General features: G+C 72.6%; 18 protein-coding genes and 1 pseudogene. 5 read left to right on the top strand and 14 right to left on the bottom strand.

Annotated features, from left to right (window positions below; genetic code table 11):
* The first annotated feature begins 6 nt into the window (after positions 1 to 6).
* Complete coding sequence (locus ACF1AL_RS12640) at positions 7 to 1,086, top strand: DUF3533 domain-containing protein (protein ID WP_391825911.1); 1,080 nt, start codon at positions 7 to 9, stop codon at positions 1,084 to 1,086.
* Between the two features lie 321 nt (positions 1,087 to 1,407).
* Here the strand turns inward: ACF1AL_RS12640 and ACF1AL_RS12635 are convergent, their stop codons facing one another.
* The 7 genes from ACF1AL_RS12635 to ACF1AL_RS12605 form a co-directional block, all read right to left on the bottom strand.
* Positions 1,408 to 2,490 carry a S1 family peptidase gene (locus ACF1AL_RS12635; RefSeq protein ID WP_391825910.1) on the bottom strand — a complete coding sequence of 361 codons (1,083 nt, stop codon included), beginning with the start codon at positions 2,488 to 2,490 and terminating at the stop codon, positions 1,408 to 1,410.
* Between the two features lie 369 nt (positions 2,491 to 2,859).
* Positions 2,860 to 3,768, bottom strand: a complete 909-nt coding sequence (locus ACF1AL_RS12630) for a S1 family peptidase (protein WP_366836266.1) — start codon at positions 3,766 to 3,768, stop codon at positions 2,860 to 2,862.
* A 277-nt stretch (positions 3,769 to 4,045) separates the two neighbouring features.
* Positions 4,046 to 4,840, bottom strand: a complete 795-nt coding sequence (locus ACF1AL_RS12625; protein WP_391821288.1) for a DUF1684 domain-containing protein — start codon at positions 4,838 to 4,840, stop codon at positions 4,046 to 4,048.
* A gap of 204 nt (positions 4,841 to 5,044) precedes the next feature.
* Entirely contained in the window at positions 5,045 to 6,025 is a 981-nt protein-coding gene (locus tag ACF1AL_RS12620) for an FMNH2-dependent monooxygenase (protein ID WP_391825909.1), read from the bottom strand.
* 6 nt (positions 6,026 to 6,031) lie between these two features.
* Complete coding sequence (locus tag ACF1AL_RS12615) at positions 6,032 to 6,793, bottom strand: amino acid ABC transporter ATP-binding protein (protein WP_366836269.1); 762 nt, start codon at positions 6,791 to 6,793, stop codon at positions 6,032 to 6,034.
* Between the two features lie 34 nt (positions 6,794 to 6,827).
* Positions 6,828 to 8,582: an FAD/NAD(P)-binding protein gene (locus ACF1AL_RS12610; RefSeq protein ID WP_391780528.1), complete on the bottom strand. Its 1,755-nt coding sequence runs from the start codon at positions 8,580 to 8,582 to the stop codon at positions 6,828 to 6,830.
* Entirely contained in the window at positions 8,579 to 9,436 is an 858-nt protein-coding gene (locus ACF1AL_RS12605) for an amino acid ABC transporter permease (protein WP_366836271.1), read from the bottom strand. Before ACF1AL_RS12605 ends, ACF1AL_RS12610 begins: the two co-directional genes overlap by 4 nt.
* A gap of 415 nt (positions 9,437 to 9,851) precedes the next feature.
* Between ACF1AL_RS12605 and ACF1AL_RS12600 the strand changes: the two genes are divergently transcribed.
* Positions 9,852 to 10,802 (top strand): ABC transporter substrate-binding protein, encoded by a 951-nt coding sequence (locus ACF1AL_RS12600; protein ID WP_391825908.1) that lies wholly within the window; start codon positions 9,852 to 9,854, stop codon positions 10,800 to 10,802.
* A 14-nt stretch (positions 10,803 to 10,816) separates the two neighbouring features.
* On the opposite strand, the gene ACF1AL_RS12595 is transcribed toward ACF1AL_RS12600, so the two are convergent.
* Positions 10,817 to 11,995, bottom strand: a complete 1,179-nt coding sequence (locus ACF1AL_RS12595; RefSeq protein ID WP_391826113.1) for a DUF5685 family protein — start codon at positions 11,993 to 11,995, stop codon at positions 10,817 to 10,819.
* Between the two features lie 248 nt (positions 11,996 to 12,243).
* On the opposite strand from ACF1AL_RS12595, the gene ACF1AL_RS12590 reads away from it, so the two are divergent.
* On the top strand, positions 12,244 to 12,681 hold the full coding sequence (locus ACF1AL_RS12590; protein ID WP_366836273.1) for a cell division protein SepF: 438 nt from the start codon (positions 12,244 to 12,246) through the stop codon (positions 12,679 to 12,681).
* Positions 12,682 to 12,721: 40 nt separating this feature from the next.
* Here ACF1AL_RS12590 and ACF1AL_RS12585 read toward each other — a convergent pair whose 3' ends face one another.
* Positions 12,722 to 13,891 (bottom strand): acyl-CoA dehydrogenase family protein, encoded by a 1,170-nt coding sequence (locus ACF1AL_RS12585; RefSeq protein WP_384207633.1) that lies wholly within the window; start codon positions 13,889 to 13,891, stop codon positions 12,722 to 12,724.
* Positions 13,892 to 14,000: 109 nt separating this feature from the next.
* Complete coding sequence (locus ACF1AL_RS12580) at positions 14,001 to 15,602, bottom strand: MFS transporter (protein WP_391702975.1); 1,602 nt, start codon at positions 15,600 to 15,602, stop codon at positions 14,001 to 14,003.
* A 469-nt stretch (positions 15,603 to 16,071) separates the two neighbouring features.
* On the opposite strand from ACF1AL_RS12580, the gene ACF1AL_RS12575 reads away from it, so the two are divergent.
* Positions 16,072 to 17,094, top strand: coding sequence for a phosphatase PAP2 family protein (locus tag ACF1AL_RS12575; RefSeq protein WP_386418826.1), 1,023 nt, complete (start codon positions 16,072 to 16,074; stop codon positions 17,092 to 17,094).
* Between the two features lie 100 nt (positions 17,095 to 17,194).
* Here ACF1AL_RS12575 and ACF1AL_RS12570 read toward each other — a convergent pair whose 3' ends face one another.
* Positions 17,195 to 17,410, bottom strand: a complete 216-nt coding sequence (locus tag ACF1AL_RS12570) for an I78 family peptidase inhibitor (protein WP_366836278.1) — start codon at positions 17,408 to 17,410, stop codon at positions 17,195 to 17,197.
* Positions 17,411 to 17,798: 388 nt separating this feature from the next.
* Between ACF1AL_RS12570 and ctaD the strand changes: the two are divergent.
* Positions 17,799 to 19,478, top strand: a pseudogene (ctaD, locus tag ACF1AL_RS12565) (cytochrome c oxidase subunit I); the annotation flags it as partial.
* Here ctaD and ACF1AL_RS12560 read toward each other — a convergent pair.
* From ACF1AL_RS12560 to ACF1AL_RS12550, 3 genes are all read right to left on the bottom strand, one after another.
* Complete coding sequence (locus ACF1AL_RS12560; protein WP_386913855.1) at positions 19,366 to 20,409, bottom strand: helix-turn-helix transcriptional regulator; 1,044 nt, start codon at positions 20,407 to 20,409, stop codon at positions 19,366 to 19,368. The pseudogene ctaD and the gene ACF1AL_RS12560 sit on opposite strands and share 113 nt — an antisense overlap.
* Positions 20,410 to 20,487: 78 nt before the next feature.
* Entirely contained in the window at positions 20,488 to 21,801 is a 1,314-nt protein-coding gene (locus tag ACF1AL_RS12555) for an ABC transporter substrate-binding protein (protein WP_391825907.1), read from the bottom strand.
* Positions 21,770 to 22,345: a hypothetical protein gene (locus tag ACF1AL_RS12550; protein ID WP_384207623.1), complete on the bottom strand. Its 576-nt coding sequence runs from the start codon at positions 22,343 to 22,345 to the stop codon at positions 21,770 to 21,772. Before ACF1AL_RS12550 ends, ACF1AL_RS12555 begins: the two co-directional genes overlap by 32 nt.
* Positions 22,346 to 22,457 lie beyond the last annotated feature (112 nt).

Below are 22,457 nucleotides of genomic sequence, written 5' to 3'. Positions count from 1 at the left end.
GGGGGCATGACGCAGACCACCGGCCCCGACACGCCCCGTAGCCCTTCCGAAGGTTCCGCCCTCAGCGAGCTGAAGGACGCCGTCACCCCCCGGGCCACCCTGCTGGTGATCGGCGTGATCGCCCTCCAGCTGCTCTTCATCGCCTCCTACGTCGGAGCGCTGCACCACCCCAAGGCGCAGGACATCCCCTTCGGCGTGGTGGCGCCCCGGGCGGTGTCCGGGCAGGCCGTGGAGAGTCTCGGCAAGCTGCCCGGCTCCCCCCTGGACCCGCGCGCGGTGGCCAGTGAGGCGGCGGCCCGCGAGCAGATCGAGAACCGGGACATCGACGGCGCCCTCGTGATCAACCCGGCGGGTCCCACCGACACCCTGCTGGTCGCCTCCGGCGGCGGGCGGGTGCTCGCCACGGCGCTGGAGAACCTAACCACGGTGCTGGAGGCGTCGCAGCGGCGCACGGTCCGTACGGTCGACGTGGCGGCGGCGTCCGCCACCGACTTCAACGGCCTGTCGTCGTTCTACCTGGTCGTCGGCTGGTGCGTGGGCGGCTACCTGTGCGCCTCGATCCTGGCGATCAGCGCCGGCGCCCGGCCGGCCAACCCGCGCCGGGCGGCGATCCGGCTGGTCACGATGGCCGGCGTCGCGATCATCGGCGGGCTCGGCGGCGCGCTCATCGTCGGGCCGATCCTGGACGCCCTGCCCGGCAGCGTGGCGGCGCTGTGGGGACTCGGTGCGCTGATCACCTTCGCGGTGGGCGCGGCGACGCTCGCCCTCCAGGGGCTCTTCGGGGTGGTCGGCATCGGCCTGGCGATCCTGCTGATCGTGATCGCGGGCAACCCGAGTGCGGGGGGTGCCTTCCCGTGGCCGCTGCTGCCGCCGTTCTGGCGGGCGATCGGTCCCGCGCTGCCGCCGGGGGCGGGCACGTGGGCGGCGCGCTCGATCGCCTACTTCCACGGCAACGCGATGACGTCCGCCCTGCTGACGCTCGGCGCGTGGGCCCTGGGCGGCATCATCGTCACCCTCGCAGCAGCGACCTTGCGCCGCAAACGAACGGCAGCGCGAACGGCGGCCCCGGCCGAAGCGACGGGGTGAGGTACCCGGGCTGCGGTGACCGCCGTGGGGTGCGGCACCCTCGCTGCCTCGGCGCCCGGCGCCGGGGTGGACGCCGTGGGGTGCGCAGCCCGGCGCTTGCGGGGTGCCGCCCGCGCCCACCCGTGCCGCCCCAGGCGGCACGCATGCCCGCGTACTGAGTGGACGGCGACTGCAACCCCCTAGGGGCGCGGGGAACTGCGCGATCAACCACGACGGACCCGCACCCGGCATGCAAACCCGCACCCACCCCCACAGACACAGCAAGCCCCGCCCCCGCGCACCCTCGCGTGGGACGGGGCTTGCCCAAGGCTCAGCCCGGCGCTAGCCGATCCGCGCCCCCGTAGCGGCCAAAGCCTCCGTCACCGGCTGGAAGAACGTCTGACCACCGGAGGTGCAGTCCCCGCTGCCCCCCGACGTCAGCCCGATCGCCTTGTCCCCCGAGAACAGCGACCCCCCGCTGTCCCCCGGCTCCGCGCAGACGTCGGTCTGAACGAGCCCGTTGACGATGTCTCCGTTGCCGTAGTTCACGGTGGCGTCGAGCCCGGTCACCGTGCCCTCGTGCACCTGCGTCGTGGACCCGCTGCGCGTGACCTTCATGCCGACCGTCGCCTCGGCCGCGCCGGAGATCGCCTGGGTCGACCCGTTGTACAGATCCACCGCACTCGGGTGCTCGACCGACGCCGTGTACTTCACCAGCCCGAAGTCGTTGTCGGGGAAGCTCGACGTCGCGTTGGTCCCGATCTGCTTGCCGCCGGCGTCGGACCAGGTCGAGATCGCCCGGGTGCAGTGCCCGGCGGTCAGGAAGTACGGCTGACCGTCCTTGACGACGTTGAACCCGAGCGAGCAGCGCCCGCCGGACCCGGTGATGGCGTCGCCGCCGGCGATGAAGGGCTTGAACTCACCGCCGGAACGGTGCAGTTCGGCCACCGTCCCCAGCCCGTCCACGACGGACTTCAGCGTGGCCCACTCCCCCGCGGACACGGTCCGGTCCGCGGTCACGACCACCTTGTTGGTGCGCGGGTCGGTCACCCACGACGTCCCGGGTAGGGCGGCCTTGCTCTTCAGTGACGTCCGCGCGCTCTTCAGCTCGGCGAGCGAGTGGGCGACGATTCTGGCCTGCGCGCCGGCCCGCTCGACGGTCTTGGCGGCGTCGGCGTCGAGCACGTTCACGACGAGCCGGTGTGCCCGCGCGTCGTAGTACGTGCCCGCCGCGTCGGTGCCGAGGTCCTCGCCGAGCGTCGAGGCGAGCTTTCCGGCCGCGGCGACGGACAGGGTCCTCGGCTGGACGGCGGTCGTCGACTCGCTGGCGTTCGCAGTCTGGAAGGTCACTCCCGCGGCGACCAGTGCGGCGATGCCCGCACCCGCCACGGCTGCCCGCCGCCTGGGTATGCGTCGGTGCTTCAACTCACGTCCTCCTGTGGGGGGACGGCCCGCCGAGGTTGTGGGGACCCGGGCGGGCCGGAAGGCCGGTTGACGAGCGTCACTCTTCCCAACCCCGCGGGGCGCGCACAAGGTCGAGTTCTGGACGTGCATACGTCAACCGGCGTACGCACATTCATCCAACGCGCCCTCACCTCACCACCGGTGACGCCCCGTACGTTCACTCCGCAAACACTACGAGCGAGTAACCCCTCACACTCACAGGAGGTCTACGCCTGTCCGAAACCGATCTGTCCCGCCGGGGCCGCCCCGCACCACACGAAGCCCCCGCACGCAACCGCGTGCGGGGGCCGGAACGTGCCGGTGCGTCAGCAGACGTGCCGTGCCGGTGCGTCAGTAGACGTGCACTCCGTAGGCGCTCAGCGCCTCGGTCACCGGCTGGAAGAACGTCGTTCCGCCGGAGGTGCAGTCACCGCTGCCGCCGGAGGTCAGGCCGTAGGCCACACCGCTGTTGGAGTACAGCGGGCCGCCGGAGTCGCCGGGCTCGGCGCAGACCGTGGTCTGGATGAGGCCGTAGACGATGTCGCCGCCGCCGTAGTTGACGGTCGCGTTGAGCGCGGTGACGCGCCCGCTGTGGATGCCGGTGGTCGAGCCACGCCGGTAGACGGTGGTGCCGACCGAGGGCGTGGCCGCGCTGGTGATGTCCACGCTGCCCACGGTGCCCGACTTGGTCACCGAGGAGTTCGTGTAGCGCACGATGCCGTAGTCGTTGCCCGGGAAGGACGAGCCGGCGGTGGATCCGAGCGTGGTCGAGTGCGAGGAGTTCGACCACCAGGTGCCCGCGCCGTCGGTGCAGTGACCGGCGGTCAGGAAGTAGTAGTTGCCGCTGGAGTCCTGGACGTTGAAGCCCAGCGAGCAGCGCCAGCTACTCGCATAGATGGCGTCGCCGCCGGAGATCAGCTTGTTGAACTTGCCCGGGGTGCGCTTGATGGTGAGCGCGCCGGCGTTGGCCCCGGCCTGCTGCTTGATCTTGGCGATCTCGGCCTGCGTCACCGTGCTGTCGGCGGTGACGACCACACGGCCGCTCTTGCTGTCGACGGCCCAGGCGGTGCCCGGGATGTCGGCCTTCAGCACCGAGTCGCTGGCCTTGGTCAGCTGCGCCGCGCTGAAGGTGGTGGGGGCGTCGGACGCGTTCGCGCTGGGGATCGCGATCGCGGCGGCGGCCACGAGTCCGGTGGAGACGGCGATCAGCCGGGTCCGTCTCGAAAGGCCGGCGCGGGGAGTGGTGCGCTTGATCCTCACGTGTCGTTCCCTCCATGGGAAGTCGGGGGCCCGCGTGGGGTCGGGGCCCGTGAGGCGCAGCCAGAGGCCCGGACGCCCGGGTTCCGGGATTCCACATGCCCCTGACAAGCGCTGAGGGGGAGTATTCGGCCGAACGGCCGGTCGGCGCAAGGGTGCCTTTCGGCCGTCCAGCCTTCAACTTCCCTCCGGGGGCCCGGAGTCGCTCCGCGCGGCCCCCGCTCCCCCGCCACGACGACGCCACCCGCCGGTGGCGCAGCCGGCGCCGCGTCCGCCCAGGTCAGCGCAGGGTTCGCTCCCCCGCCTCGACGGCGGCGTCGAGGGTGTTCCCCGGCGGCGGGAACGGGCAGATGAAGTGGTCCGCGAAGGCGCACGGCGGCAGTTGGGCCCGGTTGAAGTCGACCGTCGTCCTCCCCTGCGCGTCGGGCGCGGCCGCGTACAGGAACCGGAAGCGGAAGCTGCTGGTCCCGCTGGTCGCGTCGGCGAACACGGCCCACAGCGTCCCGTCGTCCTGCACCGACACCTTCAGCGTCCGCTCCCGCCCGTCGAGGGTGAAGGCCAGCTCACCGCCCAGCCCGAGCCCCCGCCGCCGCCCGTCGGCGTTCTCGACCCGCTCGGTGCGGCTCTCGGCGTACGGTGTGAAGCGCCCGGGCAGCACGAAGCGCGGGTCGTGGAGCGTGGCGTCGATCCCGCGGAACTCCTGTCGTGCCCCGGCGCCGGGGTCGAAGTCCCTTACCCCCCACACGCCTTCGCGCACCAGCACCACCAGCCGCCGGTCGCCCCAGGCCACCCGCGCCGCGGCGACCGCTCCCGGGTCCGCGCCGAGCCGCACCTGTCCGTCGAACGGCTCCCCGTCCAGCGTCAGCCCGTCCCCGGCGGCGGCCGTCAGCACGACCCCGTCGTCCCCGGCGGCCCAGTGCCCGGGGATGTCCGGAAGTCGCCCCTCCGGAAAGTCCTCCAGCCAGTGGGTGCCGACGAGCGCGAGCGGCCCGTAGGGCGCCGACACGCTCTCGACGCGGCGCTCGTGCCACCGCTTCCACTCGTCCACCACGTCCGGCGCCAGTTGATCCGTCATGTGCTCATCCCTTTCCCACCGGGGCCACAAGCCCCCGTTGCGAGCGCGGCGTGGCGCCCGCGTATTCCGTACCGAACGCACCGCACCGCCGCGGCAGCGGCACGACACGGTCCACGAACTCCCCGGAGCCGGACCGAGGGACCTGCGCGAACCCCTCATGCCCAACCCGGGCCGTACAGCGGCAGCGCACGACGCATCGCCGGCTCATCCCGCGCTCCCGGCGAAGCGCACGGCCGGCGGCCGCGCCAGCGCCAGGTGTTCGCGCAGCGTCCCGCCCGGATAGAAGGTGCGGAACAGCCCCCGGTGCTGCAGCACCGCCACCGTGCCGTTGACCAGCCGCTCCAGGTCCCGGCGCGGTTCGACGGGCACCAGGTGGAAGCCGTCGACGGCCCCCTGCGCATGCCATACGGCGATCAGCTCGGCCAGGTCGACGGGCCCGCCCCGGTACAGCGGGCCCTGCGGGCCGGGCCTCGGTCCCCCTCCCCCGTGGCCGGGCTCGGCGGCGCGTTCGCCGTCGCCGAGGTCGATCCGCAGACACGCCAGCACGGCCGGCTCGCCCTGGGCCCGGCCGTACTCCGCGGCCCGTGCGGTCAGTTGCTCCCGCAGGTCGGCGGCCTGTGCCGCGTTCACCGCCCGGATCAGGGCGACGTCGGCGTGCCGGGCCGCCACCGCGCCGGTGTGCCGGTCGGTGACGTCGGCGAAGCGCACGACCCGCCCCGGCGGGGCCCCGGGTCCGCCGGTCACGCGGACGGCGGACGCCGGCTCGTCGACCGGGTGACCGATCCCGTCCGCCGAGAGCCCCGGCTCGCCGGCCCGGTGACCGGTCCGGTCCCGTGCGGGCCCGCGCTCCTCGGCGTGCCGGGTGAGCAGGCCGGCCCGGCCGCCGCTGACCCGGTCGAGGGCCGCGACGGTGTCCGGAGTGCCGTCCGCCGTGGTCACCACGGGGACCAGGCCGATCCGGCCGGTCTCGTGGGCCACCCGGGCCAGCACCCCCGTCGTGTCGAGTCCGGGTCCGGGTCCGGGTCCGGGTCCGGCGAGCGTGCCGTCCAGCGTCACGAAGTCCAGCGCGCCGCGCTCGGCGAGCCGCGCCAGCTCGGCGTAGGCCCCGGCGTCGTACACCCGCGGCTGGTCGATCGCGGCGCCGAGATGCAGCAGCCCGCCCCTGCGTACTCCCCCTGCCCGCACCGTCCGTCACAGCACCTTCGACAGGAAGGCGCGCGTGCGCTCGTGCCGCGGGGCGTCCAGCACCTCGCCCGGCGGGCCCTGCTCGACGATCCGGCCGTCGGCCATGAACACCACGGTGTCGGCGACCTCGCGGGCGAAGCCGATCTCGTGCGTGACGACGATCATCGTGGTGCCCTGCTGGGCCAGGTCCTTGATGACGTCGAGGACCTCGCCGACCAGCTCGGGGTCGAGCGCGGAGGTCGGCTCGTCGAACAGCAGCAGCCGCGGCTCCAGGGCGAGGGCGCGCGCGATGGCGACCCGCTGCTGCTGGCCGCCGGACAGCCGGCGGGGGTAGGCATCGGCCTTGTCGGCGAGCCCGACCCGGGCGAGCAGCCGGCGGGCGGTCTCCTCGGCCTCCCGCTTGGGGCGCCCCAGGGCGGCGACCGGCGCCTCGGTGATGTTCTCCAGGACGGTCAGGTGCGGGAAGAGGTTGAAGTTCTGGAAGACGAAGCCGATCCGGGTGCGCTGGGTGAGTATCTCCCGTTCGGGCAGTTCGTGCAGCCGGTCGCCGGAGCGGCGGTAGCCGATGAGCGCGCCGTCGACGCTGATCGCGCCCCGGTCGACCTTCTCCAGGTGGTTGATGGTGCGCAGCAGCGTGGACTTGCCGGAGCCGGAGGGGCCGAGCACGACGGTGACCTCACCGGTGCGCACCTGCAGGTCGATGCCGTCGAGCACCTTCAGCGGGCCGAAGCTCTTGTGGACGGACCGGATGTCGACCATGACGCTCATAGGGGGTTCCTTCGGGGGTCGGAGCGGGAGAGGGTCAGGCGGCGGCGCGCTCGGTGAGCGACCGCAGGAAGGTCAGCGCGGCGCGCGCGGTGGCGTCGTTCTGCCGGAATGCGGGCCCGCCGGTGCGGGGCCGGGTGAACGCCCCGGAGGAGCGGGCGTCGGTGTGCGGGCCGAGGGCGAAGCGGCGCGGGTGCGGCCGCCCGGCCCGGTCGAGGACGCGCCCGTCGGCGGGGTCCACGCGCAGCAGGCCGTCGGGGGTCTCGGCGGCCCCGTCGGCGTGCAGCGCGCGCAGCAGCGGATCGCGGCTGCGCCGGACGGTGGGGCCGGGCAGCCGTGCCTCGACCAGCGCGCGGGTCTCGATGTGCAGGCCGGGCACGGTGGGGCTGGAGGCGCGGAACACCCCGTCCTCGGCGGCCACCCGCATGTCGGCGCCCACGAACCGCACGACGCCGGCGCGGGAGAGCGCGAGGAGCTGCCGCAGCCGCGGCCCGGGCGGCCCGGAGGCGAGGTAGCTGAAGAAGCCGTGCCACCAGGGGCCGACGTCGCCGAGCCGGACGAGCTGGCCGTAGACGGACAGCAGCGCGTAGAAGACGGCCAGGTCCGGGCTGTGCGCCGGGTCGTGACGGCGTCTGAGGTCCTCCTCCAGGTAGGCCCGCATGCCCTCCTGGAGGCTGTCGTGCGAGGGGTGGCGGACGCCGTCCAGCGGCCGGTCGAGGGCGGCGAGGTCGAGCCGGTCGCGCGGGTCGGGCACGGCGGCGGCGACCAGCGCGTCGAGGTCGGCGGCGTCGGCTGCGGCGTACTTCTCCTCGAAGGCCGCCCAGGAGGCGGTGGTGCGCTCGGGGTGGGCGGTGAACAGCCGGTGGTAGTGGGCGAAGCCGAGTTCCCGGGCCACCAGGGGCCACACGTCGCGCCGGAAGTCGAAGCCGTCCGGCCGGGCGCGCAGGGCGTCGATCTGCGCGGGCCCGAGGAAGCGGGGCAGCGGCGGCCGCTCGCCGGTGAGGTCGTAGCCGAGCTTGGCGTGGTACGGCACGCCGCGCCGCGACCCGACGTACAGCACCGGCTCGCGTCCGGAGGGTACGTAGGTGTCGCCGTCGTAGCGGCCGCCGCGGCCCTCGGTGAGCAGCACCATCAGGTCGACGAAGGCGAGTCCGAAGCCGCGCACCAGGACCCTCTGGCCGGGTGCGAGCGCGGACAGGTCGCTGTCGGCGGTGTAGTCCGGCGGCAGGTGGACCAGGCCGTGCGCGCGGGCGTACGCGGTGAGCGCGCGCTGCTCGGCGTCGGGTTCGGCGTCGAGGTGGCCGAGGGTGAGCACCACCAGGTCGGCGTCCAGCGGCCGGTCGAGGCCCTCCAGCCACACCTGCTGGCGGCCGTCGCGGGGGCCGCCGATCCGTACGGCGCGGCGCCGGTGATGGTGGACGGTGATCTCGGGCGGCAGGGCGGCCAGGGTCTGCTGGTGCACCCAGCGCAGATAGCGGCCCTGGATCTGCCGGTCGGCGAAGGTGCGCCCGTCCAGGCCCGCCCATTCGTGCAGGGTGGGCCCGGGGCGCACGGGGCCGGCCATCTCGACGGTGTCGTCGGTGAACATGGTGACGTCGGCGGCGTGCGAGTTCATCCACAGCAGGGGTGACTGGGCGGTGCGCCAGACGCGTCCGGCGCCCGGCGGGTGCGGGTCGACCAGGTGGATGTCGAGTCCCGAACCGGCGTACAGCTCGGGCGCGTTGGCGGCGATCCGCTCGATGACGCCGGTGCCTCGCGGGCCGGCGCCGACGATGACCAGGGCGGGCCTCATCGCCGCGGCTCCGCTCCGCGCGCGTAGCGCTTCTCGACGTAGTACTGGCCGACGGACAGCAGCGAGGTGACGACGGTGTACCAGAGGGTGGCGACCATCAGCAGGGGGATCACCTGGTAGGTGCGGTGGTAGATCAACTGCGTGGAGAACAGCAGGTCGTTGACCGCGATGACGCTGACGATGGAGGTGCCCTTGAGGGTGCCGATCAGCATGTTCCCGGCGGGCGGCACGATGGAGCGCATCGCCTGCGGCAGGACGATCCGCCACCAGCGGCGCCGGCGGCTCAGGCCGAGCGCCTGGGCGGCCTCGATCTGCCCTCGGTCGACGGAGAGGATGCCGCCGCGGACCACTTCGGCGGCGTAGGCGGCCTCGTGCAGGGTCAGGCCGACGACGGCGACGGCGACCGGGCCGAGCAGGTCGACCGTGCGGACGCCGAGGATGCGCGGGTAGAGCGCGCCGATGTTGAACCACAGCAGCAGCTGCACCAGGATCGGGATCGACCGGAACAGCCAGACGTAGCCCCAACCGACCCAGCGCAGGACGGGGTTGGCGGACATGCGGGCCGCGGCGAGCAGGGTGCCGAGGGCGAAGCCGAGCGCCATGACGACGGCGGTCAGCCACAGGGTGAGCCACAGTCCGCGCAGGACGGAGGCGGTGGTGAAGTACTCGGCGACGACGTCCCACTGGAAGGCGTCGTTGCGCAGGACGGACGTGAGCGCGAGGCCGAGCAGGGCGAGGACGGCGGCGGCCGCCGTCCACTGGCCGTAGCGGCGCCGCGGCACGATCCGCGGGACGTCGGCCTGTTCGGGGATGCCGGAGGCGGCGGGGGCTTGGGCGAGGGTGTCGGAAGACATGCGAAGGCTCCGTGACCAGATGGGTCGAACACGGGTGGTGCCTTCACACGGGACGCGCCGCGGGGCGCGTTACGGCCGAGCCCCTCAGCAGGGCCGTCGCACGACTGTACGGGCCGGTTTCCCCTCGCTGTCAAGGGTGTCCACACTATGAGCCGTACGTCTCACGTCAGTTGACGCACAACCGGAGACCTGTTCCACTTGGCCCATGCATCCGCAGCAGTGGCTGGTCTCGCGCTCCCACATCGACCTCGGTCGTGTGTGGTCCTGTTCCTGTTGAGCCGACCTCCCTGCGCGCCCTGACGCCCTGATCCGGCGGGCGCCGTCTCGCGTTTTCCTCCGCACGCCTTCACACGCTCACGCGCCCCCCTCGCGCTTCGTCACCTCACTTTCTGCTGCTCTCAGGAGACCGCACACCATGCGTACGTTCCCGCGTACCCGCTTGAGGCATTTCGCACCGTTTGCCCTGATCACGTCCGCTGCCCTGCTCCTGAGCGCGTGCGGCTCCGGCTCCACCGGCTCCGCGCAGGCCGCGGGCGCGGCGGCGGCCGCCGACAAGGTCCCCACGACGGACGTCGTCTCGGGCGTCCACAAGGACGCGGCGGCCGCGGGGCTGCTGCCGCCCGGCGTGCACGAGGTCACCGTCGCGATCAGCGTCGGCGGCACACCGCCGGGTACCACCTACCTGGACGACGGCAAGACCCTCACCGGCCAGGACGTGGACTTCACCCAGGCCGTGGCGAAGGCGCTGGGCCTTCGGCTCAAGGTCGAGCAGGCCGGCTTCGAGGCGATCCTTCCGGCGCTGGAAAGCGGCAAGTACGACGTCGGCGCCAGCAACTTCGGCGTCACCGACGAGCGCCGCAGGACCATCGACTTCGTCACCTACATCAACGACGGGCAGGGCTTCGCCACCCGCAAGGACAGCGACCTCACGAAGATCACCGACCTGACGCAGCTGTGCGGCCTGAAGGTGGCGACCGGCGCGGGCACCACGTTCGAGGCCACCCTGGAGAAGAACAAGCACCGGTGCTCCGACGCCGGCAAGAAGCCGTACACGGTGCAGACCTACGGCGAGCCCAGCGCGATCTGGTCGTCGGTGCAGCAGGGCCGCAGCGACGTGGTGATGTCCACCATCAACGGCCTGCGCTACGCCGTCGCCCACCAGCCCGGCCTGAAGTTCCTCAACGAGTACCACCGCCTCGACGTGGGCTTCGCCTTCAAGAAGGGCACCAGGCTCGCCCCCGCGTTCCAGGCGGCGGTCAACAAGCTGATCGCTGACGGCACCTACGAGGCGATCCTGAAGAAGTGGGGGACGACGGGGTCGGCGATCAAGACGTCGCGGATCTCGCCGCCGGAGCTGAAGAACTGACGGACCGGCGGCCCTCAGCAGCCGCAGTCGCAGCCGTCGCAGCCGCAGTCACAGCCGTCGCCGCAGCAGCTGCAGCACTCGCAGCAGTCACCGCAGCCGCTGCAGTCACCGCAGTCGCACTGCGCGCACAGCCCTTCGCGGCGCTGCCGGGTCCAGGGGTCCTCGAACGTGCCGCAGCACATCTGGCACGTGCAGGCCAGCCCCATCCACACCGCGCAGCCCGCGAGCAGGCCCCGCCGGTCACGGCGCGGCGGCTCCGGCGGCAGCGGGGCGCCCGGTCCGCCCGGGCCGCCGGGAGGCGCGTACGGCCCGGCGGCCCGGGGTTCGTGCGCGCAGGCGGCGCTGCCGAAGGCGCGGTCGACGGAGGCGGGCAGTTCGTGCACCAGCAGCCGGTGCGCGAGCCGGCCGTCGGTGAACTCCACGTCCTTCAGGGCGAGCCGGACGCCGCGCACCGCGTCGTCGGCGAGCCGGCGGGCCTCGGTGAGCGGGGTGCCGGTGGCGGTGAGCGGGTTCCAGGTGCCGGCCGCGGCGTCGGCGCCCTGGTCCTCGACCGCGTCCAGCAGGTGGGCGAGCCGCCCGAAGAGCCGGCCGGCCTCGGCGAGCGGTGCCGCGTTACCCGGGCGGCCGGCCAGGACGGCGGTGTGCGCGAAGGCGGCGGCGGTGGCCGTCTCGGTGGGTTCGGTGACCGCCAGGATCGGGGTGCCCGGCCCGGCCAGCGCCTCCAGTCCGGCCTGCCGGTCGACGGCGTCGACGAGGACGGCGGTGTCGAACCCGACGGCACAACCGCCGCGTTCCCCGGCGCGGCCCCAGCCCGCGGCGACCCGGCGGGCGGCGAGCGCCACCGGGCGCCGGGCCAGCAGCCCGTCACCGTCGGTGACATGGTCGCGCACCTTGGCGGAGGCCAGCACCAGCGACACCGCGGCGGCCAGCCGCGCGCCCTCACCCTGCGCGACGGAGGCGGTGCGCATGCCGCGCAGCGGGCACGGACCGGCGGTGCGCCGCCCGGCGGCGGCGGGACCGGCCTGAGCCTCCGTCAGAACCGAGAGCAGCAGCCCGTCATAGTTCGTCACGATTCGGGCGAATTGTCCATGGTCCCTGCGCAGCGCGAGGCACAGCCCGCACAAGTGGGCCATCCACTGGGCGCTCAGTCCCTCGCCGAGCCGATGCCGGCAGGGCCTGACGATTCCGAACACCACGCGCCCCCGTTCACCCGTACGCCCCGCCCGTCACCCGGACGCCAGGAAGAATCATATTTCACTCACAGTCAGCAGCCGTTTGGGGCAGGACCCTTGGGGCACACGGGCTCTCGACGAACCGACTGTGCACCAGTACCGTCACAAACCCCCCGCACGGCGTCTATCCACTTGGCGCGACATCCGCATCATGGACGACCATGGGGAATGCGGAAGACAAGACAAGGCCGCTGTGAGAGGAGGCGTCCATGGGATCGGTGCGCAAGGCGAGTGCGTGGCTCGGCCTCGTCGACGACAACGATGACGAGCGCTATTACGACGACGACTACACCGAGGGGACCGACTCCGGGGAGGCCTGGGTCACCGACCCCCGGGTGAAGGTGGCCTCGGACACGGCCGAGGACAAGGGCCGCCGGATCGCCACGGTCGCCCCGGACAGCTTCCGGGACGCCCGCGCGATCGGCGAGCTGTTCCGCGAGGGCGTGCCGGTCATCATGAACCTCACGAACATGGAGCCCGGTGACGCCAAGCGCGTCGTCGACTTCGCGGCGGGGCTCATCTTCGGGCTGCGCGGCTCGATCGACCGGATCTCCACGCGCGTGTTCCTGCTCTCCCCGTCCGACACGGAGATCATCAGCGGCGACGCGTCCGCCCACCACTCGGACGGCTTCTTCAACCAGAGCTGAGGCAGGGCCGCTCACCGGCCCCGCCTCAGCTCGGGGTCCGTCACCGGAACGCGTCGAGTCCGGTGAGCGCCTTGCCCAGCACCAGCTGGTGCATCTCGACGGTGCCCTCATAGGTGAGCACCGATTCCAGGTTCGTCGCGTGCCGCATCACCGGGTACTCCAGCGAAATCCCGTTCGCACCGAGGATGGTCCGCGCGGTACGGCAGATCTCGATCGCCTCCCGTACGTTGTTGAGCTTGCCGAAGCTGACCTGCTCGGGACGCAGGCGGCCGGCGTCCATGCGCCGCCCGAGGTGATGGGCGAGCAGGATCCCCTTGTGCAGCTCCACCGCCATGTCGGCGAGCTTGGCCTGGGTGAGCTGGAAGCCGCCGATGGGCCGCCCGAACTGCTCGCGGCTCCTGGCGTAGTCGAGCGCGGCCTCGAACGAGGACCGGGCCGCGCCCATGGCCCCCCACACGATGCCGTACCGGGCGTGGCTCAGACAGCTGAGCGGTCCGCGCAGACCGGTGACCTCCGGCAGCACGGCGTCGGCCGGCAGCCGTACGTCGTCCAGGACCAGCTCGCTGGTGACGGACGCCCGCAGCGACCACTTGTGCTTGATCTCGGGCGCGGAGAATCCCGCGGAGTCGGTCGGCACGACGAACCCGCGGATGCCGTCCTCGGTCTGCGCCCACACGACGGCCACCCCGGCGACGGAGCCGTTGGTGATCCACATCTTGCGCCCGTTGAGCACCCAGTCCGAGCCGTCGCGCTTGGCGTGGGTGCGCATCGAGGCCGGGTCGGAGCCGTGGTCGGGCTCGGTCAGCCCGAAACAGCCGATGACCTCGCCGGCGGCCATGCGCGGCAGCCAGGTCTGCTTCTGCTCCTCGCTGCCGAAGCGGTGGATGGCGTACATGGCGAGCGAGCCCTGCACCGAGACCAGGGACCGGATGCCGGAGTCGGCGGCCTCCAGCTCCAGGCAGGCCAGGCCGTACTGCACGGCGGAGGCGCCGGCGCAGCCGTAGCCGTCGAGGGACATGCCGAGGGCGCCGATGGAGCCCAGTTCCCGCGCCAGCTCGCGGATGCCGGGCAGCTCGCCCTTCTCGTACCACTCCGCCACGTAGGGCAGCACGCGGTCCGCCGCCCAGGTGCGGACGGTGTCCCTGATGGCCAGGTCCTCGGGCTGAAGCAGGTCGTCGATTCCCAGCGGATCTCTGGGGTCAAAGGACATGGCGCATCCTCCGGCGAAACACGAAAACTAGCACCGCTAGTTACGAATGGTGAGGCCGACGTTACGACGCGCCGTGCCCCGCGTCCAGTCCCGCCGCGGTCACCGGACGTCACGCCGAGACGCGGGAACGCTCCGCCTCGCGCGGCGCCGGCAGCTCCACCGGCTCCTGCTCGCCGCACTGCATCACCCGCGGCAGCCGCAGCGCCATCGCCGCGCCGAGCAGCAGCAGCCCCGCGCTCACCAGCAGCGTCACATGCAGCCCGTGCACGAAGGACGCCCGGGCCGCCGCGCGCAGCGCGCTCCCGGCCGCGCCGCCCAGGTGCGCGGCGATCTCGTACGCCTCGCCGAGCGAGTGGCCGGCCGCGCCGGACGCCTGCGGCGAGACACCGGGCACGTCGGCCAGGCCCGGGGCGTACGCGGCGTTCATCACGCTGCCCAGCAGTGCGATGCCGATGCCGGCGCCCAGCTGGTAGGAGGTCTCCCCGATCGCCGCGGCGCCGCCCGCCTGCTCGGCCGGGGCCTCGCTGAGCATCGACTCGTACGCCCCGAAGAGCGTGGTCTCCAGGCCGAAGCCCAGCAGCACGAAGCCCGCCAGCAGCAGCGGACAGTTGTCGGTGGCGCCCATCGCGGTGAGCGTCACCACGGCGGCCGCGGTCAGGCAGAAACCCGCGCACACCATCCGGCGCGGTCCGAACCGGCGCAGCATCCGCGCTCCGAAGAGCCCGGCCGCCATCGCCGCGAAGGTCAGCGGCAGCAGCCGCAGCCCCGTCTGCAGCGGCGACAGCCCCAGCACCAGTTGCAGGTACTGCGCCGCGATCAGCTCCAGGCCCACCAGCGCGAGCATCGCCAGCACGATGCACGCGACCGAGGTGCTGAACGCCGGCCGGGCGAACATGCCGAGGTCCACCAGCGGGTGCCGGCGCCGCCGCTGCCGCCGTACGAAGAGGACGAGCAGGGCCGCTCCGGCGACCAGGGGCACCAGGGTCAGCAGACCGGCGGGCGATTCCCCGCCGCCGAGCCGCTTCACGCCGAAGACCACGCCGAACAGGCCGACGGCGGCCATCAGCGCGCCGACGACGTCCCAGGGGCCGTCGCCCTCGCCGGTGGACTCGGGCAGCAGCAGCCGGCCCACCGGAAGGCTGATCAGCATGAGCGGGATGTTGACGAGGAAGACCGACCCCCACCAGAAGTGCTCCAGCAGGAAGCCGCCGAGCAGCGGCCCCACGGCCGCGCCGACCGCGGCCACCGCGCTCCACACGCCGATGGCCAGGGCCCGCTCGCGCCGGTCGGGGAAGACCTGGCGCAGGATCGACAGGGTCGCGGGCATGATCATCGCGCCGCCCACGCCGAGCAGCGCCCGGGCGAGGATCAGCACCTGCGCGTTCGGCGCGAAGGCGGCGAGCGCGGAGGCGATGCCGAAGAGGCCGTAGCCGAGCAGCAGGATCCGTCTGCGGCCGACCTTGTCGCCGAGCGTGCCGAAGAGGATCAGCAGCGAGGCGCAGACCAGCGGGTAGGTGTCGACGATCCAGAGCAGTTCGATGGCGCCGGGCCTCAGGTCCTCGGAGACGGCGGGTACCGCCACGTGCAGCACGGTGGCGTCGACGGCGACGAGCAGCAGGCTGACGCAGAGGACGACGAGGACGACCCAGCGGTTGGCACCGGCCCCGGCCGCCCGACGGCGCAGCGCGGCGGCCGTGGTCGTCCCGGACATGTACGTACCTCCCAGATGAACCCTCGCGCCCGGCGGGCTCGCGGGGACGGGGACTCCCCGCGACTCGGCCGGAGAGAAGCGGTCGTCTCCGGCCCGCGCAGCGAACGCGAGTGACACGTCAGCGTACGCGCATTCGCTCCCCGCTCGCGTGGTGGAGGTCTCAGACGTCGCGGAGAACCCGTGTGGCGTACGCCACTCCCGGCGCTCGCCCGGTGGCACGCCGCTCACCAGGCGTGATCACTCTGTGACACCAGCGGACGGCGAAATCCGGGCGGGCGCATGGTGAACGCATTCATACACGCCATAAAACCGGTACCGGAATGATCAAAGGAATTGCAGGACGCGCTGTTCCCCGATTGCGGATTCACAGGAATTAAACCCCCTGTTGAGAGGAATCCCACATCACATCGTCATCACAAACCCGTGGATTCGCACGGGTCGCCAGCTCACTCGCTGTAACGTCGATTGAGTGCGTACCGAACCGAACCTCACCCGTCTGGACCGGGTGTTCGCCAGACTGGACCGGGAGCCGGAACGACCGGCCCACATCGACGTACCGCGGATGACGCGGCACAGGGTCGTGCTGCTCGCCTCGACCCTGGCCTTCTACGCGGCGATCGTGTGGCTCGTCGTGACCACCTCGTGGCTGGTCCGGCTGGACTGGCAGGTCATGTTCTTCCGGCCCTACCAGCAGTGGTCCCAGATCCACTGGTTCGTCGACTACTACGTGGTGCTGGGCCAGCGCGGCCCCACCGCCGTGATGGTCGCGGCCTGGCTGGGCTGGCGCTCCTGGCGACAGCACACGCTGCGCCCCCTGCTGACGCTGGGGGCTTCTTTGCTGCTGCTGAACATCACGGTGGGCGCCGCCAAGATCGGCATGGGCCGGCTCGGCCCCCACTACGCGACCGTCATCGGCTCCAACGAGATGGGCCTGGGCGGCGATATATTTCCCAGCGGCCACACCGCCAACGCCGTCGTGACCTGGGGCATCCTGGCCTATCTGGCCTCCACCCCACGGGCCAGGCGCTGGCTGTCCGCGCTGTCGGCGATGACCGCGCTCGGCGTCGGGATGTCGACGGTCTACCTCGGGACGCACTGGCTGAGCGATGTGCTCCTCGGCTGGACGGCGGGCCTGCTGATCCTGCTGGCGCTGCCCTGGTGCGAGCCGCTGATCGCCCGCGCCGAAGGCTGGATCCTCGACCTGCGCGACCGCTGGCGCGCCCGCCGCGCCGGTACGGTCCCGGCGGTGGAGCCGGTTCCGGCCGCCCTGCCGGTCCTGGTGCCCTCGGGTCCGGGTGCGGCGACGCAGGACGAGGGCCCCACGGCCCACACTCCGGCGCGCGGCCCGCGCCCGCCCGCCTATCTCGCCCCCGGCCCGCACACCACGCGCGCCGAGCGCACGCCGGTCACCCCGGCGGGCAGCCGCCGCCCGCCGCACCCCGACCGTGTCGCCCGCGGGACGAGCCCGGCGGCCCGGCCCACGGGCGGCTGAACGAGCGGCGGCGGGGACGGTACGCACACACCCCGCCGCCCGCGCCGAAGGCCCCGGTTCCGATCGCGGAACCGGGGCCTTCGGCGTACGCGGTGGTGCCTCAGCCCTTCCAGGCGCGGGCCACCCGGCCGTCGCGCACCTCGAAGTTCAGCCGGCCCACGCGGTACTCCATGGTGATGACCGCGCCGGGCGGCAGGGAGCGCACCGTGGACCACCCGCGTTCGCGCGCCAGCCGCTCGGCCCGCTCGGCATCGAGGCCGACGTAACCGTCGGGACTGTCCTGCGGTTCCTGGGACGGAGAGGGAATGGGTGCCATACCGCCACGCTAGGCGGTGTCACACTTGTGTCACAAGATCGCCCGTACCGTTTTGACGGCGTCCCGTCATACGGACGGGATACTTACGGGTCTCTTACCTACGCCTTCCGCGTGAATTCCGTACGCCATTCCCGCGTGTCGCCCGGCCTTTTCCCGCCACCCCTGGAGACTGCCCCCGCGCAAACGCCGCGGACCGTATTCCCCGGCCGCTTTTCCCTATGCCGTGCGGCTCGGCATCCCATGGGAAATACACGGTTTCCCCACACAACCTCCGTACGCCCCCTGTCGAAGCGGAGGGCGGCGTGCGCATCATGGCGGGGCCCGCGCGCACCGAGCGCGGCGGGCGTGCGGCGGACCCGGAGCGCGAGCAGCGGAGGGCGAGCGGACGATGGGCACACAGACCGTGGCGGCCGGGCGGCCCCGGCGGACCAAGCAGCGCGGACGGGTGGTCGTCGACTGGCTGACCACCACCGACCACAAGAAGATCGGCCACCTCTATCTGATCACGTCGTTCGCCTTCTTCCTGGTCGGCGGGGTGATGGCCCTGCTGATGCGCGCGGAGCTGGCCCGGCCGGGTCTGCAGATCGTCGACAACCAGCAGTTCAACCAGCTCTTCACGCTGCACGGCACGATCATGCTGCTGCTGTTCGCCACCCCGAGCTTCGCGGGGTTCGCCAACGAGCTCATGCCGCTGCAGATCGGCTCACCCGACGTGGCCTTCCCCCGGCTGAACATGTTCTCGTACTGGCTGTTCCTGTTCGGCGGGCTGATCGTGCTGAGCTCGCTGGCGGTGCCGGAGGGCCCGGCCGCCTTCGGCTGGTTCGCCTACGCGCCGCTCAACGACGCGGTGCACTCCCCCGGGATCGGACCCGACCTGTGGATCATGGGGCTGGCGCTGGCCGGCTTCGGCACGATCCTCGGCGCGGTCAACTTCATCACCACCATCGTCGGCATGCGCGCCCCCGGCATGACGATGTTCCGGATGCCGATCTTCACCTGGAACACGCTGCTGACGTCGATCCTCGTCCTGATGGCGTTCCCGGTGCTGGCCGCCGCCCTGCTCGTGCTGGAGGCAGACCGCCGCTTCGGCAGCCAGGTCTTCGACGCTGCCAACGGCGGGGCGCTGCTGTGGCAGCACCTGTTCTGGTTCTTCGGCCATCCCGAGGTGTACATCATCGCGCTGCCGTTCTTCGGGATCATCACCGAGATCATCCCGGTCTTCAGCCGCAAGCCGGTCTTCGGCTATCTGACCCTGGTCGGCGCGACCGTCTCGATCACCGGGCTGTCGGTGGTGGTGTGGGCGCACCACATGTTCGCCACGGGCGCGGTGCTGCTGCCGTTCTTCTCCTTCATGTCCTTCCTGATCGCGGTGCCGACGGGGGTGAAGTTCTTCAACTGGACCGGCACCATGATCAAGGGCTCGCTGTCCTTCGAGACGCCGATGCTGTGGGCGACCGGCTTCCTGGTGACGTTCCTGTTCGGCGGGCTGACCGGGGTGATCCTGGCCTCGCCGCCGATGGACTTCCACGTCACCGACTCCTACTTCGTCGTCGCCCACTTCCACTACGTCGTCTTCGGCACGGTCGTCTTCGCGGTCTTCGGCGGGCTGTACTTCTGGTGGCCGAAGTTCACCGGGAAGATGCTCGACGAGCGGCTGGGCAAGATCCAGTTCTGGACGCTGTTCGTGGGCTTCCACACCACGTTCCTGGTGCAGCACTGGCTGGGCGCGGAGGGCATGCCGCGCCGCTACGCCGACTACCTGGCCACCGACGGCTTCACGGCGCTGAACACGATCTCCACGATCGGCGCGTTCCTGCTGGGCCTGTCCACGCTGCCGTTCCTCTACAACGTGTGGAAGACGTCCCGGTACGGCGAGAAGGTCGACGTGGACGACCCCTGGGGCTACGGCCGCTCCCTGGAGTGGGCCACCTCCTGCCCGCCCCCGCGGCACAACTTCACGACGCTGCCGCGGATCCGTTCGGAGTCCCCGGCGTTCGACCTGCACCATCCGCGGTTCGCGGCGCTGACCCCGCAGCCCGAGCCAGAGCGTCATCAAGCCGGTCCCGAGCGGCCCTGATCGCCTCCACCAGTTCCACCGGCTCGACCACCTCGAAGGGGAAGCCGAGCATCATCACATGGATCACCATCACGTCCAGGCTCCCGGCCCCGGTGCGCAGCAGGCAGGCACCGGGGCCGTCCGGCTCCAGCGTCCCGGCGGACGGCGAGACGCGCTCGGCGGCCTCGGCGAGGGGCACCAGCAGCCGGACGGTGGCGTGGGTGGCGTACGCGCGCGTGGAGACGCCCCGCGAGACGTACGCGGCGAGGTCGTCGGCGGGCGGGGTGCGCGGGGTGAAGCGGGGGCCGTGAGGTGGCCTGGGGGTGATGCGGTCGACGCGGAAGGTGCGCCAGTCGTCCCGCTCGACGTCCCAGGCGACCAGGTACCAGCGGCGCTCGGTGCACACCAGGCGGTGCGGTTCGACGGTACGGCGACCGGTGGCGCCGTCGTGCGTGCGGTACTCGAAGCGCAGCCGCTCGGCGTCCCGGCACAGATGGGCCAGTTCCGTGAGCAGCGCCGGGTCGACGGGGGCCGTCGGCGGGCCGGGCCGCAGCATCGGCACGGTGAAGGCGTTCAGCGCGCTCACCCGGCGGCGCAGCCGGCCCGGCAGCACCTGCTCCAGCTTGGCCAGGGCGCGCACGGAGGTCTCGCCGATGCCCTCGATGCCCTGCCCGGCGGCGGTGCGCAGGCCGACCGCGACGGCAACGGCCTCGTCGTCGTCCAGGAGCAGCGGCGGCAGTTCGGCGCCCGCGCCCAGCTGGTAGCCGCCGCCGGTGCCGGGGCTCGCGTGGACGGGGTAGCCCAGCTCGCGCAGCCGGTCCACGTCCCGGCGCACGGTGCGCGGGCTGACGCCGAGCCGTTCGGCGAGGTCCGGGCCGGACCACTCGCGGTGGGCCTGGAGGAGGGACAGCAGGCGCAGCAGTCGTGCGGAGGTCTCCAGCATGGCGCCGAGTCTGCCAGGGGTCGCGGACAGGATGTGTCCGCGACGGTGAGCGGGTGGAGGGGCCGCCAAGGGCAGGGGTCAGGGGCTGTAGGGCAGCTGCGGGACGACGAAGCAGGTGCGGTTCATGTCGCCCTGTGTCACCCAGCCCTTGCCGTCCTGCCAGCGGGCCACCGACAGGCAGGTGCGGTGCTCCGCCGGCGGCCGCGGCAGGTGCGCGAACTCCACGGGGAGCAGCAGGCCCCGGGCGGTGTAGCCGTCGCTGCGGCTCATGAAGGCGTCCACGCACGCGCGCGTGACGCCCCGGCGCGCGCAGGAGCGGGCCGCGTCGGTGAACCACATCGCCGCCGCCCAGCCCTCCAGCTGCCACTGGGAGTGCGTGGCCAGTCCGGCGGTGGCGTCCCGGAACTCCCGTACCGCGCCGTCACCGGTGTCCTCGTAGTTCCGGCTCGCGCCGGTCACCCACAGGGCATTGCGGCAGAGCGGGGCGTCCTTGTAGTCCTGCGGGACGGTGGAGGTCCAGTTCTGCACGTTGGTCACCTTGGCGGTGACGTGCGCGCCGACCGCGTCCATCGCCTGGCACAGCTGGGCGTTGCCGTGCGTGTCGAGCGCGTCGAAGACCAGGTCGGCGCCCTGCTGCTTGAGGTCGGCGGCGACCGCGCGGAAGTCGGGCAGGGCGAAGTCGACCTGCTCGCCGACCACCTTGTACCCCTCGGCCCGCAGCCCCCGCTCGACGAGCCGGGCGTAGGCGGCGGACGCGGACTGGTTGTACGACACGACGGCGGCCGTACGGGCGCCGTGCTCCCGCTCGAAGTACCGGTAGACCTCCGTGCCGCCGTACAGCTTCCCGCCCCAGCCCGGTGTGCCGTCGCGCGGGGCGAGACTGCCGTAGATGCCGTACAGGTGCGGCCAGGTGTCGTAGGCGGCGCCGATGGGCTGGCCCCCGATGTCGGGCACGCCCGCGTGGGACACGCGCGGGGCGCCCGCGTAGTCGAGGGAGGTGGTGGCGACCAGCGCGACGACCTTGTCCTCGTCGATCAGCTGGTGCACGCACGCGTTGTTGCCGATGCCGCTGCCGCCGTCGTCGCACTCGTGCACCTCCACGGGGCGGCCGGCGATGCCGCCGTGCGCGTCGAGCCGGTCGAAGAACGCCTTGGCGCCGTCGCGCGGTCCGGTGAAGGCACTGCCGCCGACGGGGCTGGTGGCGCTGGCGATGATGCCGACCCGGATCGGTGCGGCGGCGCTGCCGGGCCCGGACGGGGACGCGGGCGTGCCCTGCGCGAAGTCGCGCTCGGGCAGGCGGCTGCCGCAGGCCGCGGACAGGGCGAGCAGCAGCGCGGTGACGCCGGCGCCGACCGTGCGGCTAGCAGACCGGGATCGCCGACGCGGACGCATTGCCGCTCAGCTTGACCAGCGCGCACAGGGTGCTGTCGGAGACCTTCCATGTGCCGCCCTGCTGGACGGCGACGCCGGCCGCGTTCGGCAGGGCGGTGGCGCCCTGGACGACGAGGTCGTAGGTCACGGCCGCCCGGGTCGGCGACGTGAACGTCACCTTGGTGACCTTCGCCTGCGCCTGCCGGTTGCGCGGGTCGTTGCTGAAGGCGTACAGGACGGGGGCCATCCGGACGCCGTTCTCCAGCACGGCCTGCTTGTCCTGGAGCGACGTCGACGGGGCGAAGAACCTCTCCCAGTTCTGTGTGATCTCCTTCTGCGCCGCGGCCGGGTCCGCGGGTGCCAGGGGTGCGGCGCTGGTGGTCCGCTGCGCGGAGGGGGTGGCCGAGGGCGTGGCCTTGCCGCCACCGCCGTTGTCACTGCACGCCGCGAGGGCCGGGGCGAGAATGAGTACGAGGGCGGCCGCCAGGGCCGTACCCCGTCCCGCCGCCCCTGGGCCGCGCCCCGTGCCTGCCGTCCCCCGCCTGAGGTCGCTTCCCAGAACCATCTGGCTCACCACCGGGTGTCGGGCCGGGCGATCGGCGCCCGGTGCTTTCAGGGTCGGTGCACATCAGGCAGAGTGCAAGCCAACGGTCACAGCGGGACGGACCGGACAGACC

The sequence above is a fragment of the Streptomyces sp. NPDC014801 genome (assembly GCF_043082085.1).
In the GTDB taxonomy this organism is placed as follows: Bacteria; Actinomycetota; Actinomycetes; order Streptomycetales; family Streptomycetaceae; genus Streptomyces.
The sequence above is the reverse complement of the archived record's forward strand: the minus strand, read 5'-3'. Positions and strand labels throughout refer to the sequence as shown.